At 70.9% G+C, this 17,030-nt stretch carries 20 protein-coding genes and 2 pseudogenes; 12 read left to right on the top strand and 10 right to left on the bottom strand.

Translation table 11 applies throughout. From position 1 onward, the window contains the following. Positions 1-119: 119 nt before the first annotated feature. Both ACWD12_RS19490 and ACWD12_RS19485 read right to left on the bottom strand, forming a co-directional pair. Complete coding sequence (locus ACWD12_RS19490; protein ID WP_450100558.1) at positions 120-1,310, bottom strand: cystathionine gamma-synthase; 1,191 nt, start codon at positions 1,308-1,310, stop codon at positions 120-122. A 72-nt stretch (positions 1,311-1,382) separates the two neighbouring features. Beyond that, on the bottom strand, positions 1,383-2,204 hold the full coding sequence (locus ACWD12_RS19485; protein ID WP_450100557.1) for a hypothetical protein: 822 nt from the start codon (positions 2,202-2,204) through the stop codon (positions 1,383-1,385). Between the two features lie 152 nt (positions 2,205-2,356). On the opposite strand from ACWD12_RS19485, the gene msrA reads away from it, so the two are divergent. From msrA to ACWD12_RS19450, 7 genes and pseudogenes are all read left to right on the top strand, one after another. Continuing rightward, positions 2,357-2,995 (top strand): peptide-methionine (S)-S-oxide reductase MsrA, encoded by a 639-nt coding sequence (gene msrA / locus ACWD12_RS19480; protein WP_450100698.1) that lies wholly within the window; start codon positions 2,357-2,359, stop codon positions 2,993-2,995. Beyond that, entirely contained in the window at positions 2,988-3,149 is a 162-nt protein-coding gene (locus ACWD12_RS19475) for a hypothetical protein (RefSeq protein ID WP_450100556.1), read from the top strand. The genes msrA and ACWD12_RS19475 overlap by 8 nt, the downstream gene beginning before the upstream one ends. A 187-nt stretch (positions 3,150-3,336) precedes the next feature. Then, positions 3,337-3,702: a hypothetical protein gene (locus ACWD12_RS19470; protein ID WP_450100555.1), complete on the top strand. Its 366-nt coding sequence runs from the start codon at positions 3,337-3,339 to the stop codon at positions 3,700-3,702. Next, positions 3,698-3,805: pseudogene (locus tag ACWD12_RS19465) on the top strand (peptide-methionine (S)-S-oxide reductase MsrA); the annotation flags it as partial. The gene ACWD12_RS19470 and the pseudogene ACWD12_RS19465, both read left to right, overlap by 5 nt. After that, the gene (locus ACWD12_RS19460) at positions 3,798-4,760 is read left to right on the top strand and encodes a WD40 repeat domain-containing protein (RefSeq protein WP_450100554.1); all 963 of its coding nucleotides are present in this window, start codon (positions 3,798-3,800) and stop codon (positions 4,758-4,760) included. The pseudogene ACWD12_RS19465 and the gene ACWD12_RS19460, both read left to right, overlap by 8 nt. 98 nt (positions 4,761-4,858) lie before the next feature. Continuing rightward, positions 4,859-4,948: pseudogene (locus ACWD12_RS19455) on the top strand (peptide-methionine (S)-S-oxide reductase MsrA); the annotation flags it as partial. Positions 4,949-5,012: 64 nt separating this feature from the next. Then, positions 5,013-5,741: a hypothetical protein gene (locus ACWD12_RS19450; RefSeq protein WP_450100553.1), complete on the top strand. Its 729-nt coding sequence runs from the start codon at positions 5,013-5,015 to the stop codon at positions 5,739-5,741. 31 nt (positions 5,742-5,772) lie between these two features. On the opposite strand, the gene ACWD12_RS19445 is transcribed toward ACWD12_RS19450, so the two are convergent. The 3 genes from ACWD12_RS19445 to ACWD12_RS19435 all read right to left on the bottom strand — a co-directional run bounded on the left by ACWD12_RS19445 (position 5,773) and on the right by ACWD12_RS19435 (position 7,058). Beyond that, positions 5,773-6,291, bottom strand: a complete 519-nt coding sequence (locus ACWD12_RS19445) for a hypothetical protein (RefSeq protein WP_450100552.1) — start codon at positions 6,289-6,291, stop codon at positions 5,773-5,775. A 174-nt stretch (positions 6,292-6,465) separates the two neighbouring features. After that, complete coding sequence (locus ACWD12_RS19440) at positions 6,466-6,696, bottom strand: hypothetical protein (RefSeq protein ID WP_450100551.1); 231 nt, start codon at positions 6,694-6,696, stop codon at positions 6,466-6,468. Positions 6,697-6,767: 71 nt separating this feature from the next. Further along, positions 6,768-7,058: a hypothetical protein gene (locus ACWD12_RS19435; RefSeq protein ID WP_450100550.1), complete on the bottom strand. Its 291-nt coding sequence runs from the start codon at positions 7,056-7,058 to the stop codon at positions 6,768-6,770. Positions 7,059-7,266: 208 nt separating this feature from the next. Between ACWD12_RS19435 and ACWD12_RS19430 the strand changes: the two genes are divergently transcribed. After that, complete coding sequence (locus ACWD12_RS19430; RefSeq protein ID WP_450100549.1) at positions 7,267-7,743, top strand: cupin domain-containing protein; 477 nt, start codon at positions 7,267-7,269, stop codon at positions 7,741-7,743. Between the two features lie 112 nt (positions 7,744-7,855). Here ACWD12_RS19430 and ACWD12_RS19425 read toward each other — a convergent pair whose 3' ends face one another. Beyond that, complete coding sequence (locus ACWD12_RS19425; RefSeq protein WP_358355512.1) at positions 7,856-8,332, bottom strand: Asp23/Gls24 family envelope stress response protein; 477 nt, start codon at positions 8,330-8,332, stop codon at positions 7,856-7,858. A 295-nt stretch (positions 8,333-8,627) separates the two neighbouring features. Here ACWD12_RS19425 and ACWD12_RS19420 point away from each other — a divergent pair, with 295 nt between their 5' ends. Next, on the top strand, positions 8,628-9,401 hold the full coding sequence (locus ACWD12_RS19420; RefSeq protein WP_358355510.1) for an SDR family NAD(P)-dependent oxidoreductase: 774 nt from the start codon (positions 8,628-8,630) through the stop codon (positions 9,399-9,401). A gap of 167 nt (positions 9,402-9,568) precedes the next feature. Here the strand turns inward: ACWD12_RS19420 and ACWD12_RS19415 are convergent, their stop codons facing one another. The 4 genes from ACWD12_RS19415 to ACWD12_RS19400 all read right to left on the bottom strand — a co-directional run bounded on the left by ACWD12_RS19415 (position 9,569) and on the right by ACWD12_RS19400 (position 13,253). After that, positions 9,569-9,811 carry a chaplin gene (locus ACWD12_RS19415; protein ID WP_358355509.1) on the bottom strand — a complete coding sequence of 81 codons (243 nt, stop codon included), beginning with the start codon at positions 9,809-9,811 and terminating at the stop codon, positions 9,569-9,571. 267 nt (positions 9,812-10,078) lie between these two features. Further along, positions 10,079-10,399 carry a hypothetical protein gene (locus tag ACWD12_RS19410; protein WP_358355507.1) on the bottom strand — a complete coding sequence of 107 codons (321 nt, stop codon included), beginning with the start codon at positions 10,397-10,399 and terminating at the stop codon, positions 10,079-10,081. A gap of 179 nt (positions 10,400-10,578) precedes the next feature. Next, positions 10,579-11,637 carry a GNAT family N-acetyltransferase gene (locus ACWD12_RS19405; RefSeq protein ID WP_450100548.1) on the bottom strand — a complete coding sequence of 353 codons (1,059 nt, stop codon included), beginning with the start codon at positions 11,635-11,637 and terminating at the stop codon, positions 10,579-10,581. 236 nt (positions 11,638-11,873) lie between these two features. Continuing rightward, a complete protein-coding gene (locus ACWD12_RS19400) occupies positions 11,874-13,253 on the bottom strand; it encodes a cystathionine beta-synthase (protein WP_450100547.1) in 1,380 nt (459 codons plus the stop codon). 228 nt (positions 13,254-13,481) lie between these two features. On the opposite strand from ACWD12_RS19400, the gene ACWD12_RS19395 reads away from it, so the two are divergent. From ACWD12_RS19395 to ACWD12_RS19385, 3 genes are all read left to right on the top strand, one after another. Then, positions 13,482-14,666 carry an SGNH/GDSL hydrolase family protein gene (locus ACWD12_RS19395; protein WP_450100546.1) on the top strand — a complete coding sequence of 395 codons (1,185 nt, stop codon included), beginning with the start codon at positions 13,482-13,484 and terminating at the stop codon, positions 14,664-14,666. 142 nt (positions 14,667-14,808) lie between these two features. Further along, positions 14,809-16,029 carry an acetyl-CoA C-acetyltransferase gene (locus tag ACWD12_RS19390; RefSeq protein ID WP_358355502.1) on the top strand — a complete coding sequence of 407 codons (1,221 nt, stop codon included), beginning with the start codon at positions 14,809-14,811 and terminating at the stop codon, positions 16,027-16,029. Positions 16,030-16,341: 312 nt separating this feature from the next. Next, positions 16,342-17,022 (top strand): hypothetical protein, encoded by a 681-nt coding sequence (locus ACWD12_RS19385; protein ID WP_450100545.1) that lies wholly within the window; start codon positions 16,342-16,344, stop codon positions 17,020-17,022. Positions 17,023-17,030: the final 8 nt, after the last annotated feature.

Raw genomic sequence — 17,030 nt, 5'->3', positions numbered from 1 at the left:
CGACCCGGACGGGCCGACGAGCCGGGGCCGGGACTCGCCCTCGAGGCAAGCCCCGGCCCCGCTTGCCCGTGCCGAATGTCAGGTGTCAGGTGTGAGGTGTCGGGTGCCTGATGTCGGCGTCAGCGCAGTGCCTGCTCCAGGTCGGCCAGCAGGTCGTCGGCGGACTCGATGCCGACGGACAGGCGTACCAGATCCGCCGGGACCTCCAGCGCCGAACCGGCCGCCGACGCGTGTGTCATGCGCCCCGGGTGCTCGATCAGCGACTCGACGCCGCCCAGCGACTCGCCGAGCGTGAACAACTGGGCGTGGTTGCAGACGTCGACGGCGCGCTGCTCGCCGCCGGTCACCCGGAACGACACCATGCCGCCGAAGGCCTTCATCTGCTTGACCGCGACGTCGTGGCCCGGGTGGCCGGGCAGGCCCGGGTACAGCACCTCGGCGACGGCCGAGTGCCCGCTCAGCAGTTCGACGACGCGCTCGGCGTTGGCGCAGTGCCGGTCCATGCGTACGCCCAGGGTCCGGATCCCGCGCAGCGTCAGCCACGCGTCGAACGGCCCGGCCACCGCACCCATCGCGTTCTGGTGGTACGCCAGCCGCTCGCCGAGCTCCGCGTCCGCCGCGACGAGTGCCCCGCCGACGACGTCCGAGTGGCCGCCCATGTACTTCGTGGTCGAGTGCACGACGACGTCCGCACCGAGCGTCAGCGGCTGCTGCAGATACGGCGACGCGAACGTGTTGTCGACCACCAGCAGCGCCCCCGACTCCAGCGCGATGTCCGCGAGTTGCGCGATGTCCGCGACGCCGAGGAGCGGGTTGCTGGGCGTCTCGCACCAGATGACCTTGGTGACGCCGGGGCGGATCGCCTCGCGCACCGCGTCCGCGTCGCCGGAGGGCGCCGGGGTCCAGTCCAGGCCCCAGCGGTCGAGGACCTTGGCGAACAGGCGGAACGTGCCGCCGTACGCGTCGTTCGGGATCACCACGTGGTCGCCGGGCTTGCACACGGTACGCAGCAGGCAGTCCTCGGCGGCGAGCCCCGACGCGAAGGCGAGGCCCCGCGCGCCGGCCTCCAGCGCGGCGACGCACTCCTCCAGCGCGGTCCGCGTGGGGTTGGCCGAGCGGCTGTACTCGTAGCCGCCGCGCAGGCCGCCGACGCCGTCCTGCTTGTACGTCGACACCTGGTAGATCGGCGGAACGACCGCGCCGGTGAGCGGGTCGGGCTCCTGGCCGGCGTGGATGGCCAGCGTCTCGAAGCCGTGCGGGGTGTGGGGGGTACCGGTGGTGCCGGGATTGCCGGAATTCGCAGCGCTCATGACGCAACGCTAATGGGTCCCGCCCACCTCCCCCGCGCCGTCGCGCATCGCGAGTCCCGATCGCGCGGCGTGTCACTCGGCCTTGACGAGCAGACGTTCCGACATCATCGCGAGCGCGGCCGAGACCCGCTCCCGCAAATCCAGGTCGAGCGGGCTGCCGACCTCGCGGGCCTCGGCCTCGGAGTCGGCGGGGGCGTCGAGGTACACCCTGACGACGACGTTGCCCTTGCGGGCGACGGCGTCGACGAACCGCCAGCCGTCCGGCGGCCCGAAGCCGGCCGCCACGACGTAGCCGCCGTCCGCGACCACCTCGTCATATCCCGCGACCTTGTCGAGGACGACTGCGCGCACGTCGTGGTACGTGACGTCGCCGTTGAACTGCTTGCCGCAACGCCGCCCGGTGTCCCGGAAGGTGTCGATCTCGACTCCCGCGACCAGCGGCCCCTTGTGGATCGCAACCGACGACTGCGCGAAGAACCGGTACGACTCCAGGATCTTGTCCTCGTTCGACGCCCAGTCGCGCAGATGCTCCGGCCGCGGCAGATAGGCCGCTGCAGCACCCCCGGCAGGCGTGCCTTCGGGCAGGGCCGATGCGGAGATCCGACAGTCCTCGTCGACCGAGGGCGTCGCCCACAGGCTGAAGTCGACGACGTCGAACATGACGAAGTCCTTGCCCCAGTCGCGGGACAGCAGGAGGATGCCGAGCACCCGTTCGACGGCCTCGAGGTCGGTCGAGTCCGGGGGGTGGTCGTTTTCGCCGAGAACCTCGAAGACCCCCGCGTCGCGGACGTCCCGAGCCGTGCCCTGGACCCCCGGCGCCACCCGGCAGCCCGTCACTGTCAGCAACAGCGCGACCGCCACGAGCCCCCACCGCCACGCCCCCCGGCGCGCCATGGAATCCCCTCCGTATGCAGGTTGTTGGGCGTACTGTGTCGACGCCGCGGAGCGACATCCAAGCACACTGCGTATTCGCGGCATGTCGGCACACCCGGTACCCGACGACGGAGGACGCCGTGCTCTTCGACCGCAGGGATTTCACCCCGCGCATGCCCGACCCCGACGAAGTCCTGAAGGGCCGGGCGGGACGCCCCTTCTCGATTCCGGACCGGCACACGGTGCTCGGCAACCCGCTGGAGGGTCCGTACCCCGAGGGCCTTGAGGTCGCGGACTTCGGCCTGGGCTGTTTCTGGGGTGCGGAGCGCAAGTTCTGGCAGACCCCCGGCGTGTGGACGACCGCCGTCGGCTATCAGGGCGGCACCACGCCGAACCCGACGTACGAAGAGGTCTGCAGCGGCCGCACCGGCCACACCGAGGCCGTCCGCGTCGTCTTCGACCCCGCCCAGGTCTCGTACGAAGCCCTCCTCAAGGTCTTCTGGGAAGCCCACGACCCCACTCAGGGCTACCGCCAGGGCAACGACGAAGGCACCCAGTACCGCTCCGCGATCTACACCCACTCCCCCGACCAGGAAGCCGCCGCAAAGTCCTCGCGCGACGCCTACCAGCAGGTCCTAACCAAGGCCCTGCACGACGACATCACCACCGAGATCCTCCCGGCGGACACCTTCTACTTCGCCGAGACATACCACCAGCAGTACCTCTCCGACAGTAAAAACCCGAACGGCTACTGCGGTTTGGGCGGCACTGGCGTCTCTTGCCCCATCGGCGTAGCCAAGGCAGTTGGCTGACGACGTGACACCGCCCACCGCGCTGCTGCGCGCCGCCGCAACGCGGTGGGTCGACACTGACGGCTACCCGTACGTGGTCGAGGCGGTCTTCGACGATGCCGACGGCTGGCATGATGTGGACATGATTTCGATCCGAAAGGCCTATGCCTCGTAGGCCCCTTCACCGGTTCGTACCGGAGACTTCTCGGCGCGGTCGTCTGTCGAGGAAGCAAACGTCGCGGTATCGCGGCGCCGAGCCCGGCGGCAGCCTCCCAGAGTGGGGGGACCGGGAACTGGTGCTGACGTCTGAGGCGCGTGCTTGTTGGCCGACGGCCACGATGTACGTGACCTGCACCCGGTTGATGCGAACGGGCCGACACGCCTTGTGGACGCGACTGCGGGAACTGCTCAACCAGCACGGCCTGGTCCCGGCTGACACGGTTCTTGTCTTTCTCTTCCCCGACGGGGCCGACAGCGAGTACGGCACCGTCGTGTCGGACGGCGGGCGGGTCTACTCCTTCGACCTGCGCTACAACCGCGAGGACGTCAGGACCGAGCGCACCGCCGTCATCGAACGATGGCTGGACATCACCGATCAGTGGCAGGGAAAACCCCTCAGCCACGAGATAGCGGAGACGTTCATCTGGAGACCCCCACCTCGGCGCACCAACCTCCCCGAGCCCGCGAGCGCACCCCTCAACCCAAGTGACACAACTCATGACAGCTGACCCGTACCACCAGCAGTACCTCGACAAGAACCCCAACGGCTACTGCGGCCTGGGCGGCACCGGCGTCTCCTGCCCCATAGGCGTAACCAAGGCAGATGGCTGAGGAGACGGGTTCGGGGCCGCTGGACGGGTACGTCCTGACCACCGCAGACGAGCCCATGGAGACGGTAACTTTCCACCCCGACGGTCGTCGTCTTGCCGTCACTACTGGCTACTACTGGACTCAGCTGTGGGACATCCACGCGCGGGAGACGGTTGGCGAACTTCTCATCGATCACGGTGGCATGAGGGCCATGGCGTTTCAGCCCGACGGCCGACTGCTCGCCACTGCGGGCGTTGTCATACGCCTGTGGGACAGCGACACCCAGCAAGAAACCGGTGTACCCCTCGAGGGATACACCGGTGAAGTGAAGACAATGGCATTCCGCCCCGATGGGAGCCTCCTTGCCTCAGCCGGGTCAGAGGCCACAGTGCGGCTGTGGGACCCCGCGAGGCGCTGTCCGGTCGGCGATGCCCTCACCGGGCACGACAAGCCGGTGTGGACGATGACGTTCCACCCCGATGGCCGACTCCTCGCCAGCGGCGGGGAGGACTGCACTGTACGTCTGTGGGACACCGAGGCCCGCCGTCCAGTCGGCGCCCCCCTGGCCACGCGCCAAGACTGGGTGTTCAGTGTCGCGTTCCACCCTGGCGGCCACCTCTTCGCCACCGGCGGCCAAGACGGCACCGTACGAATGTGGGACACACAGACCCGCAGCCCGATCGGCGACCCTCTGATCGGGCACAAAGGGTCGGTCTTCTCACTGGCGTTCCACCCCGATGGCCGACTGCTCGCCACTGCGGGTGACGACGGCACCGTCCGCCTCTGGGACGCCCACACACGCCAACCTTTCGGCGACCCCTACAACGCGCACAACAACCCGACCGTCTACGAGGACGGCACTCCACGAATTTGGGGCAATACCCTCTACACCGTCGCGTTCAACCGCGACGGCAGCATGATGGCGAGTTGCGACCACAGCGGCAACGTACGCGTGAGACCAACACCGTCCGCATGACCAAGCAACCCCTCCAAGCCCCGGCCCAACGGCGCCCGAACCTAGTGCTGTGAGCCGGGTCTTTGAAGACTCTTCTCAGGCGATGCAGTCGCAGACACTGGCACCGGCAGTACCTCGGCAAGAACCCCACCGGCTACTGCGGCACCGGAGTCACGTGCCCCATCGGCGTCGCCAAAGCCAACGGCTGAGGCAGCCTCGGCTGACCTGGTGACCGGCGACGGGGCCTGGGGGGTGTGTCGGGATCATGGGCGGATGCGAGAGGAATTGCGTCGGCTGTCTGACCTGTGGTCGGTGGCGCCGCCCGGTGCGACGGCGTGGTTGCTGGAGCTGTGCGGCGACGGGGTGACCGGGTTCATGCCGCCTGCGATGCCCGATTCCGCCTGGGTGCTCAACGCCATGTACGAGCGCGAACACGCGCCCGGGATCGCTCTCGACATTGGCGGTACGGCCCCGGGTGGTGGCTTGGGACGTGCCGAGAATCCCGGTCCTGGTTGGCGGCGGCTGCGCTGGGCGGAACTGGCCCGGCGGACCGGGAACCCCGTGGTGCCCGAGGGCCTGCTGCCCTGCTATCGGTGCCTCACCTTCCCCCCGACGGAGGGCAGTCGGCTGCCGGACATCGCTCTGCCTACCGAGGGCAGCCTGGACCGTGAGACCTGGAACCGGCTTATCGGCATCCTCACCGAGTGCAGTCCTGCCGGACCGGACACGCCATGTATGGCCTACTACAGCCCGCTGTTGCTCGGGGTCGCCGACTTCGACAACCTCCTCGTACGCTCCGGCCGCCTCGGTGACGCCGAGGTCTTGTACGACCATCCTGGGGTCGACTTAAGCCCGTCCAATCTCTGGGCCGAGGACCGCTCTTGGATCCTGTGCACCGACTACGACCTGTGGGCGACCAAGGTCGCCGGGCACCCGGATCTCGTCGACGCGCTGCTGAACGACACCGAGATCGAGGCCCTGCGCCTGCCCTGGGCCCCCTGACCGACCCATGACAAGTCACGGACCACGCCAGTCATGGGTTCGCGGGTAGCTCCTTGCCGGTAAGGAGCAGCGTCAGGGCCGCCGACATGCCGACCAGCCAGCAGCACAACATGGTCACCGGTTGGCCGAAGGAACCCGCGGCCACAGAGCCGACCATGGCTGCGGTGAGTACCGCCGCGGCGGCGCGGCGAAGGGTGCCGCCCTTGGCGCACGCGCGGCGGAGCCACCCGGATCTCGTCCACAGTTGCAGCAGTCCGACCGCGGCAATCAGAAACCACATCACGATGACCGGAGTGGGGAATCGCTCCGGGAATCCGGGCCCCTGCCGCCGTCGGGACAGCTCGAACACGCCCCACGCCAAGGCGATCGGCCCCGCCAGCGCGAAGAGGCCGGCTCCCGCGCGAAGGAACGCGACGGCTCGTCGGCTCGGGTCTCGGTGCGCGGCGGACCACACACTTCGCGCGGCCAACCCGTAGACGCGCCGGGCGGCGCCACGGAAGTCCGTCGCGATGACGACGCCGAGGGCCGTGGCTCCGATCCCCCAGGCCATCAGAAAGAGTCCGTCCTGTGCCGCGCCGGTTGCCACCATCGCCCCCTCGCCGATCCCCGGTCGGCGACGGTACGCGGCGGCGCAGACCGGCCGTCATGCCCGGTCCCGGCAACCTGCACGGCCGGATTCTGCCGAGTTCAGGGCCAACTCTGCCGGGTCCCTTCGGCGGCGGGGTCAGTGGAAGGACTTGGTGGACTCGGGGGCGGTGAGGCCGGCGGTGGCTTCGGTGCCGGCGCCGTGGACGCCCCAGAGGCCGCCCACGGCGCGGGCGGTGGTGGTGTGGGCCCGCTCCGTGGCGATGCCTTCCACGGTCGTGGTGCGGGACGGGCTGCGGCGGGTGACCAGGATGGTCAGGGCGATGAGCGCCGCTGCCAGGACGGCGGCGAACAGGGCGATGGTGACCATGGCTGCTCCGATCGGCGTACGTCTCGTCCTGATGCCCGGTGCCGAGCGGGCCCAACCGAGTGGGTCGCGGGTCAGCGGTCTATCGCGGCGAGGCCCTTCTGCAGGTCTTCGAGGTTCATGACGGGACGTATCGCGACCGACATGCCGCTGGCGAACAGGCGTTCGCCGATGGCCGGCATCTGCGAGGAGTCCTGCATGTCGAACACGAAGAAGCAGGTGCGTTGCCCGTTCGTGGTGGTGAAGTAGGCCGCCTCGGGCTTGATCTGCTCGACGAGGGATTGCAGCAGTTTCGGCATCGTGCCGTCGGCAATTGCCTGGTTGGCCGCGTCGTTGTCCATACGTCCGGTCAGCAGCACGCGCATGACGTTCACCTGGTTTCGGCGCGGACCGCGCACGGCGTCGTGGGAGGCGGCGCTTCGGGCGTACCCGGTCGCGCGTGGTTCCAGGGTCTCTCCGCCGCGGTGTGCGGGGCAAGAGCGCGGCACGGTACTGCTGTGGGCGTCCGGGTGGTCACGCGCGGATACTGGGAGGGCAGGACAACGCAGGTCCTCCGGGGGTTCAGGAGGCGTCATGACCAGCGGAGACAGGCGGTACATGCTGAAGGCCGGGGAGGGCCTCGGCGGCTCGCGCACGTTCCTCGGACAGCCGTTGCGGATGCTGGCGACCGGGCGCGAGACGGGTGACGAGATCACCGTGTTCGAGCGGCGGGCCGAACGTGCGTTCAGTACCCCGTGGCATGTGCACCACATCGAGGACGAGGCGTTCTACGTGCTGTCCGGCGAACTGGAGGTCGCGTGCGGCGACGCGCGCTGGCGGGCCGAGACCGGCGCGTTCGTGTTCCTGCCGCACAGCGTGCCGCACGCGTTCCGGGTGGTGTCGGACGAGGCGGTGACGCTGCACCTGACGCAGCCGTCCGGATTCGAGGAGTTCGCCGCCGAGATGGCGGACACCGAGCTGTCGGACGCGAATCTGCCGGCGGTCGCCGAGGCCGCGCACCGGGCCGGCTACGAGGTGCTGGGTCCGTCGCCGTTCCCGCCCGGGAAGTGAAACGGGGGTACGGCGGCCGCCCCTCTGCGACCGCCGTACCCCCGGCCTCCCGCCAGAAGAGGCCGTTCCAGGGATCCCCCGTGTACGGGCTGCTGCGCGGGTTTCCGCGGGACTACTGCAGCGACCGGCCCGACGAGCTGTCGTCGTCGCCCATGTCGATGTAGATGTCGTCGACAGACAGGTTGACCTCGACGACCTCAAGGCCGGTCATGCGCTCCACGGCCTCGATGATGTTCTCCCGGACCGCGTGCGCGACCTCCGAGATGGCGACGCCGTATTCGACGATGATCGTCAGGTCCACCGCGCACTGCCGCTCGCCGACCTCGACGCTCACGCCCTGCGCGACGTTGGGCTTGCCGCCCGGGACGCGCTGGCGCACCGACGCGAACGCCCGCGAAACACCCTTGCCGAGGTCGTGCACGCCGGAGATCTCGCGGGCCGCGATGCCGGAGATCTTGGCGACCACGGAGTCGGCGATCGCGGTACGCCCCTTGTCGGACTCGAGCGCCGACACCTGGATCGAGTGGCCGGACGAGGAGCCGGACGGTGCGTTTCCGGCCTCGGCCGCCTTGATCGGGCGCTCTGCCATGGGGAACCTCTTTCATCGTGCGCGATTGGTCGTTCGCGGTTGGTCGGTCGCGCTTTGTCGTCCGCGGACGGTGCGCGGTCCTGCGTACAAGTCCCAGACATTCCCCGGATTCATTCCCGGCATTCCCCGGCAAATCACATCAATCACGCGCATGGGTGAAGCTCGGGGGCCTACCCGCCACTGCAACGTGTTTCAATTCGCCGACCGAAGCACTTGAACCGGCGGCGTCTTGCGCATCTGATGGGGTCAGACGACCCCGGGCGGGCCACCGGTCGCCCATGCGAGGAGGAAAGCAGTGGAGAGGTTCCAGGATCGGCGCATCATCGTCACGGGCGGCGGGTCGGGTATCGGCCAGGCGACCGTCCTGCGCCTGCTGCGCGAGGCGGGCACCGTGCACGCGGTCGACGTCAACGCGGACGGGCTGGAGAAGACGCGCGCGATGGCCAAGGAGGCCGGGGTCGACGCGAAGCTGTCGACGGCGGTGCTCGACGTCTCGAACGAGGCGGCGGTCGCGGAGGGCGTCGGCGAGACGGTGGAGCGCCTCGGCGGCCTGGACGTGCTGGTCAACGCCGCGGGCATCCTGCGCGCGGGCCACACCCACAACTTTTCGCTGGACGTGTGGAACCAGGTCATCAACATCAACCTGACCGGCACGTTCCTGATGACCCGTGCCGCGCTGCCCGCACTGCTGGAGACCGGCGAGGGCGCGGTCATCGTCAACTTCAGCTCCACGTCGGCGGCGTTCGCGCACCCCTACATGGCCGCGTACGCCGCGTCCAAGGGCGGCATCGACGCCTTCACGCACGCCATCGCGCTCGAGTACAGCCGCCAGGGCCTGCGCGCGCTGTGCGTCGCGCCCGGCAGCATCTCCAGCGGCATCGTCGACGACACCCCCAACCAGGTGCCGGCCGACGCCGAATGGGAGCTGTTCGGCAAGCTCATGCCGCTCATCGGCGAGGGCATGGCGCACCCGGACGTCATCGCGGGCATGATCGCCGCGCTGGCCTCGGAGGACGGCAAGTTCGTCACCGGTACGACGCTGCGCATCGACGGCGGCACGCACGCCTGACGCGCGGCGCACGCACGCCTGACGCGCGGCGCACGCACGCCTGACGCGCGCGGTACGCACGGTTCGACGCGCCCCCCGGCACGACGACGGCGGGCGCCGGACAGGGACTGGTGGTCCCGTCCGGCGCCCGCCGCACGTTTGCGGCCTTCGCCGCGCCTGACGCCAGGTCAGCCGTAGTTCACGCAGGTGTTGCCGAACGCGGGGTTCAGCAGACCGATGACGTTGACCGTGTTGCCGCACACGTTGACCGGAACGTGCACGGGAACCTGGATCTGGTTGCCCGAGGCGACGCCGGGCGAACCCGTGGTCGCGCCGTCGGCGTCCGAGCTGGCGTAGGCGGCGCCCATGCCCGCGGCCAGGAGACCGCCGGCGGCGGCGGAAACGAAGACCGCCTTCTTGACCGTGTTCATTGATCCTCCATGTCACAGTGCCGCGCGAACCGGCGCGGCATCCGGGACAACGAAGGAGCTCGGGAGCGGGCAACGCCCCCGAGCGGGATTCACCCGTTGGGAGCCGACACCGTTACCCGGGGGACGTCGGCTCGTCCCGGCGCGGCACGACCGGTCGTACGGCGTCCGCACCCCGGTCGGGACGGGCCGCCCGCGCGGTCGCAAGACGCGGGGAAAACGCGGTGAATACGCGGGAAAAGGAAAGGTCCGGAACTCGTCCGGGACGTGTCAGGCTTCGTCCTCGTCGACCTCGTCCTCGTCGTCGGGGGCGTACTCGGCGCCCTCCGACTGCCAGCCCGCCTCGCTCAGTTCGGTGCCGGGCACATCGGCGACCAGGCTGAACGGGTCGATCAGGTACGAGACCGACTCGGCCAGGTCGGCGTCGATCGCCGCGAGGGCGTCGGAGCGCTCCTCGGCGGTCAGGTCCTCGTCGCCCTTGACGGCCTCCAAGGCCGCGGCGCGCAGGGCCCCTTCATCGGTGACCTCGAGGACGATGTCCAGGCTCAGCCGGATGAACTGGGGGTTGTCGGATACAGGTGCGGTGTCCATGGCAGGAGCCTAGTGGCGCGGAGCGCGGGACCTTCCGGGTGACGCGCCGTCCGCTTTCCGGCACGGGCCCGCACGGCCCCGCGCCGCCGGATCGCGCCGACCGAAGCACCAGCGGGAGCACCGGCCGAGCGCGCAGGCGCGGGGCGGCACCGCGGCACCGCGGCACCCACGGCACCAAGTCAGGCGCAGCGCCCCGGCAGCGCGCTCGGCACCACCGGCATGCTGAGCAGCACGACCCCCTCCTCGAAGGTGCGCTGCCCGGTGAGCCCCGCCCGGTCGAACACCCCGAGCATGCGGCGGTTCCCCGGCAGCACGTGGGCGCGGATCTCGGCCATGCCGCGGGACTGCGCGAGCGAACCAAGGCGCCGCAGCAGGGCGGTGCCGAGTCCGCGGCCCTGCCAGGCGTCCTCGACGAGCAGGGCGATCTCGCCACTGCCGGGTTCGCGGGTGTGCAGGAGCGAGCCGACCGCGGCGATGCCGCCGTCGGGGCGTACCGCGACCAGCGTGATGCCGGCACGCGGCACGAGCAGCCGCTCCAGTGCGTTGCGCGGGAGGTTCGGGATCGAGGTGAAGTAGCGCAGCCGACGGCTCTCCGGCGAGCAGCGGTCGTGCATCAGCTGTACGCCCGCCACGTCGTCGACCCGACCCGGGCGCACCAGCACCTCCGTGCCGTCGGTGAGCAGCAGCCACGTCCCCGTCGACGCGGACGGCGGCATGGGCGCCTCGGACGGGATGCGCGCGAGCGCGGCGGCACGGGCCGCCTCGGTCATCGTGAAGGGCATGCCGGTACGCGTGACCCGCACCGCCCGCCCGTCCGGCACCGGGACGTACAGCACCTCCGGGTCGCCGGTGTAGACACCGCCGAGGGACGCGTCCGGGTCGATCCACACGGCGTCGGTGGCACCGAGCAACTCGGCGAGGGACTGCGGCAGCGCGTCCGGGTGGTCGCGCAGGTGCGCGGCCAACACGAGGGCCTTGGTGGGGCCGTCGACCAGCTCGTGCGCGTCGGCGGGCACCACGACCACGCCGCGCCCGCCGGCGGCGACCAGGCCGTCGCGCAGGTCGCAGTCCTTGACCCGGGCGGGGGTGTGCACGAAGAACTCGTCGACCGGACCGCCTTCGCAGGCCTGGACGTTGAGGGCCAGCACATTGGCGTCCTGGGCGGCGAGTACTGCCGTCAGCCGGGCCAGGCGTCCCGGATCGTCGTCGACCTGTGCGCGAACTCGCCACAGCGCCATGGTTGATCACCTCCGTGCGTGGATGGGCACGTGAGCAACCCTCACCCGGCCGTGTTACGGGACGGCTACGCGGACATGACCAGACGATTCGGACATGGCCAATCGTGTAAGAACCCCGTCTCGGCGGGAGCGGGGCAACGAGGACACGGATGCGACGAGGACTCGGATGCGACAAGGACGCGGGGCGGCGAGGACGCGGGGGCGATGCAGCGCACCACCCCCGCGTACCCCGCGTGTCACGTCCCGGCGAGGTGTCCCAGCAGGTCCTGGCGCGTGACGACGCCCTGCGGCTTGCCGTCGACGAGCACGAGGGCGGCATCCGCCGATTCGAGTACGGCGGCGAGCCGGGAGACCGACTCGCCGGAACCCACCACCGGCATCGGCGACGACATGTGCTTCTCCAGCGGGTCGTCCGACCCCGCGCGGCCGGCGACCAGCGCGTCGAGCAGGTCGCGCTCGGCGATCTTGCCGACCACCTCGGCGGCCATCACGTCCGGGTGCCCCGCGCCCGGCTTCACCACCGGCATCTGGCTCACGCCGAACTCCCGCAGGATGCCGATCGCCTCGCCGACGCTCTCGTCCGGGTGCACGTGCACGAGGGCCGGCAGGTCGCCCTGCTTGCGCGACAGGACGTCGGCGACCTTGGCCTCGCCCGGTGCCGCCTCCAGGAAGCCGTGGTCGGCCATCCACTCGTCGTTGAAGATCTTCGACAGGTAGCCGCGCCCGGAGTCGGGCAGCAGGACCACCACGACGTCGTCCGGGCCGAGGCCCTCCGCCGCGCGCAGCGCCGCGACCACCGCCATGCCGCACGAGCCGCCGACCAACAGGCCTTCCTCGCGCGCGAGCCGACGGGTCATCAGGAACGAGTCGCGGTCCGACACCGCGATGATCTCGTCCGCGACGGTGCGGTCGTACGCCGTCGGCCAGAAGTCCTCGCCGACGCCCTCCACGAGATACGGCCGACCGCTGCCGCCCGAGTACACCGACCCCTCCGGGTCCGCCCCGATCACGCGCACCGCGCCGCCGGAGACCTCCTTGAGGAAGCGCCCGGTGCCGCTGATGGTCCCGCCGGTGCCCACGCCCGCGACGAACGCGGTGACGCGCCCTTCCGTCTGCTCCCAGATCTCCGGGCCGGTGGCGACGTAGTGCGACTCCGGGTTCTGCGGGTTGGAGTACTGGTCCGGCTTCCATGCCCCCGGCGTCTCGCGCACCAGGCGGTCGGACACGTTGTAGTACGAGTCCGGGTGCGCCGGGTCGACGGCGGTCGGGCAGACCACCACGTCGGCGCCGTACGCCCGCAGCACGTTGATCTTGTCGGTGCTCACCTTGTCGGGGCACACGAAGATGCAGCGGTAGCCGCGCTGCTGGGCGACCATCGCGAGGCCCACGCCGGTGTTCCCGGACGTCGGCTCGACGATCACGCCGCCCGGCTGGAGCTGCCCCGACGCCTCGGCGGCGTCGATCATGCGCACCGCGATGCGGTCCTTCACCGAGCCGCCGGGGTTGAGGTACTCGACCTTGGCCAGCACGGTCGCCTGCAGTCCTTGCGTGACGCTGTTGAGCCTGACCAGGGGGGTGTTGCCGATCAGGTCGAGCATCGAGTCGACGTAGCGCACAGGGCTCCTCTTCGCGTCCTTCCCTGGTCCGCCAGGGTGACCGGGGTGACCGGTCAACGGACACCTTAGGACGAAATATCCCGGGTGATACCCCGCGTGGCTCTCTCCACCGGCCTTGCGGGGAATGGCGCGTCGTGACCGTCGGTTAGGGTCGTCGCACGGCTTGCCGAAGCGCGCGACGGGAGGAGTCCGGCCGATGAACACCCCGACCACTTCCGGACCGCCGCGATGATCCGGACCAGGACCGCGCGCCGGATCGCCGCGGCCGCCGCGTTCGGCGGCGGCGGCGTCGGCATCCTGACCGGTGCGATGGTCGCGGTGCTGTATACCGAGGCCAAGATCGCCCGGCGTACCGTCGGCGTACCGGTCGGCCAACCGCCCACCGCGGACGGCGTGTACGGCGAGTTCCCGGAGTTCGACGGCCCGCCGATCCGCCTCGCGGTGCTCGGCGACTCCTCGGCGGCCGGGCTCGGCGTCGACAACCCGTTGCACACCCCCGGCGCGCTGCTGGCGTGCGGGCTCGCGGCGGTCGCGGAGCGGCCCGTACAGCTGGTCAACGTGGCGAAGTCCGGTGCGCAGTCGTCGGACCTGGAACGCCAGGTCACGCTGGCGCTGGAGGCCGAGCCCGAGGTCGCGATGATCATGGTGGGCGCCAACGACGTGACCCACCAGGTACGCCCCGCCGACTCGGTACGCCGCCTGGAGCAGGCCACGCGCCGCCTGCTCGCGGCCGGCACCGAGGTCGTCGTCGGCACCTGCCCCGACCTGGGCACCATCGAGCCGATCGCGCAGCCGCTGCGCTACCTGGCCCGGCAGTGGAGCCGCAGCCTGGCCGCCGCGCAGACCATCGCGGTGGTCGAGGCGGGCGGGCGCACGGTGTCCATCGGGGCGCTGCTGGGCCCGGAGTTCGCCGCGCGGCCCGGCGACCTGTTCGGCCCGGACCGGTTCCACCCGTCCGCGGAGGGCTACTCGACCGCGGCGATGGCGATCCTGCCGTCCGTGTGCGCCGCGCTCGACCTGTGGCCGCTGGATGAGGAGCGTCCGGACAGCTTCCGCGGCGAGGGCGTGCTGCCGATCGCGGTCGCGGCGGTGGAGGCCGTCGAGGAGGGCGGCACCGAGGTCGCCGGCACCCAGGTCGCCGGGAACGAGCGCGGCCCCCGCGGCCGCTGGGCCCTGCTGCGGCACCGCCGCCGCCGGCGCATCCCGGCGCCCACACAGTCCGACGAGCAGGCCGACGGGCAGGCCGAGGGGCAGATCGAGGACCAGGCCGGCGGGCAGGCGGCCGGGAAGACGGAAGGGCAGGCCGAGGGGCAGGCGGGCGACGGCAAGGAGCGCAAGGGCGCGACCGGCACCGGACCGGGCGGCCGGGACGCGGCGGAGGGTACCGACGCGCCGTCGAGTAGCCTGATCTGACTGGCCGTCAGGTCGGACGTGGGGCAGATCGCACGGCGAATGCGCGCCGACCCCCTCGCCACCTCGACTACCAGGAAGTAGCTTCAGCTCCAGACGAGAGACCACCCCTGTCCTCGTACCGAGACGGCCAAGGAGTAGTCCCATGCCCGAAGCAGTCATTGTCGCCACCGCGCGTTCGCCGATCGGCCGCGCCTTCAAGGGCTCGCTCAAGGACGTGCGTCCCGACGACCTGACCGCGCTGATGGTCAAGGCCGCGCTCGACAAGGTCCCCTCGCTGGACCCGCGCGACATCGACGACCTGATGCTCGGCTGTGGCCTCCCCGGCGGCGAGCAGGGCTTCAACATGGGCCGCAACGTGGCCGTGATGCTCGGCTTCGACCACCTGCCCGGCACCACGATCACCCGCTACTGCTCGTCGTCGCTCCAGACGACCCGCATGGCGCTGCACGCCATCAAGGCGGGCGAGGGCGACGTGTTCATCTCGGCGGGTGTGGAGATGGTCAGCTCGACCCGTACCAAGGGCTCCAGCGACTCGATCCCGGACACCAAGAACCCGCTGTTCGCGGACGCCGCCGCGCGTACCGCCGCCGCGGTCGAGAACGGCGACACGTGGGTCGACCCGCGTGAGTCGGGGCTGCTGCCGGACGTCTACATCGGCATGGGCTTCACCGCCGAGAACCTGGCACAGGCCAAGGGCGTCACGCGCGAGGACCAGGACGAGTTCGCGGTCCGCTCGCAGAACCTGACCGAGAAGGCCATCGCGGACGGCTTCTGGGCCAAGGACATCACGCCGGTCACGCTGGCCGACGGCACCGTGGTCACCAAGGACGACGGCCCGCGTGCGGGCACCACCCTCGAAGGCGTCTCGCAGCTCAAGCCGGTCTTCCGCCCCGACGGCACGGTCACGGCCGGCAACGCGTGCCCCCTCAACGACGGCGCCGCCGCGGTCGTGGTCATGTCCGACACCAAGGCGCGCGAGCTGGGCCTGACCCCGCTGGCCCGCATCGTGTCCACCGCGGTCACCGGCCTCTCGCCGGAGATCATGGGGTACGGCCCGGTCGAGGCCTCGCGCCTCGCCCTCAAGCGCGCCGGCCTGACCACCGCGGACATCGACCTGGTCGAGATCAACGAGGCGTTCGCGGCGCAGGTCATCCCGTCCTACCGCGACCTGGGCTTCGAGGTGGACAAGGTCAACGTCAACGGCGGCGCGATCGCGATCGGCCACCCGTTCGGCATGACCGGCGCGCGCATCACCAGCACGCTGATCAACTCGCTCCAGTGGCACGACAAGCAGTTCGGCCTGGAGACCATGTGCGTCGGCGGCGGCATGGGCATGGCGATGGTGCTGGAGCGCCTGAGCTGACCCAGCTCCGGCCCCACTTGGGACTCCGGACTTGGGGCTCGCGCTCCCGCTCCGGCCGAAAGTCCTGAGACGGACATCTCACGCATCCCCACGGCGCCCACCTGACCTGCACGTTCTCAGGTGGGCGCCGCAGTTTCCGCACCCCGGCCACCCCGTCACCCGTTCGGCTGACGCCAAAGGTCCCCGCAGGTCAGGACGTCGCACCCTGCCGCGGACCCCCTGCCGCGGGCGAACCTGGACGTACTCCCCCGGAGACCCGCACAACCCCTGGAGGAGCCCCCCACCCACGCTTGCGAAGGGTCCAGGTTCGCCATGTCGTCGTACGTTGTCCCCGCCCTCATCGCCGCCGCCTGCGCCGCCGGAGTCGCGTTCGCGGCAAAGCACGCGCTGCGCTCCCGGGCCGAGCGCCGGACGAACGAGCTCTGGGACGCGGAGTTCATGGCGGCCCTGTTCGAGGCCGAGGCCGCGCCCGAGCCCGCCTTCGAGGACGTCCCGGAGGGCGCCACCGCGGCTCCTTCCGAGGTCCCGGCGCCCCGCATACCGCGCCAGGACCCCGCGATGGCCGTCCTCACTCCGCCGCCCGCCGCCCCCGAGGCCGACGGCGGCGCCGAGGCCGGTGCCGGAGCCGCCGACCTGCCGCCGCTGCGGTTCACCACCCCGCACCCGTCGCAGGCCCTGCCCCCGATGCTCCCGGCCCATCTGACCGGCGCGCACCTGCTCGGCGTCGCCGCCCGCGGCACCGCCGTCACGGGACTGCGCTCCGGCACCGCGGGCGGACTGGACGTCTTCGACTTCGCCGACGGCGGTTCGATCGTCGTCATGCCGTCCGACCGCGAGGTGGCCGAACTCGTCGGCGCCGCACTCGCCGAGGGCCAAGAGGTACGCCTGCTCGGCACCTCGGAGGTCGGCGGCGGCCGCTCGCTGACCTTCCAGGTGCACGAGTCGACGGCGTTCTTCCTCGCCGACCGCGTCTACGCCCGCCCCGCGGCCTGACGCACGCG

It is taken from the genome of Streptodolium elevatio, assembly GCF_053592165.1.
Note: the sequence above shows the minus strand (reverse complement) of the source record. Positions and strands in the feature narration are given on the sequence as shown.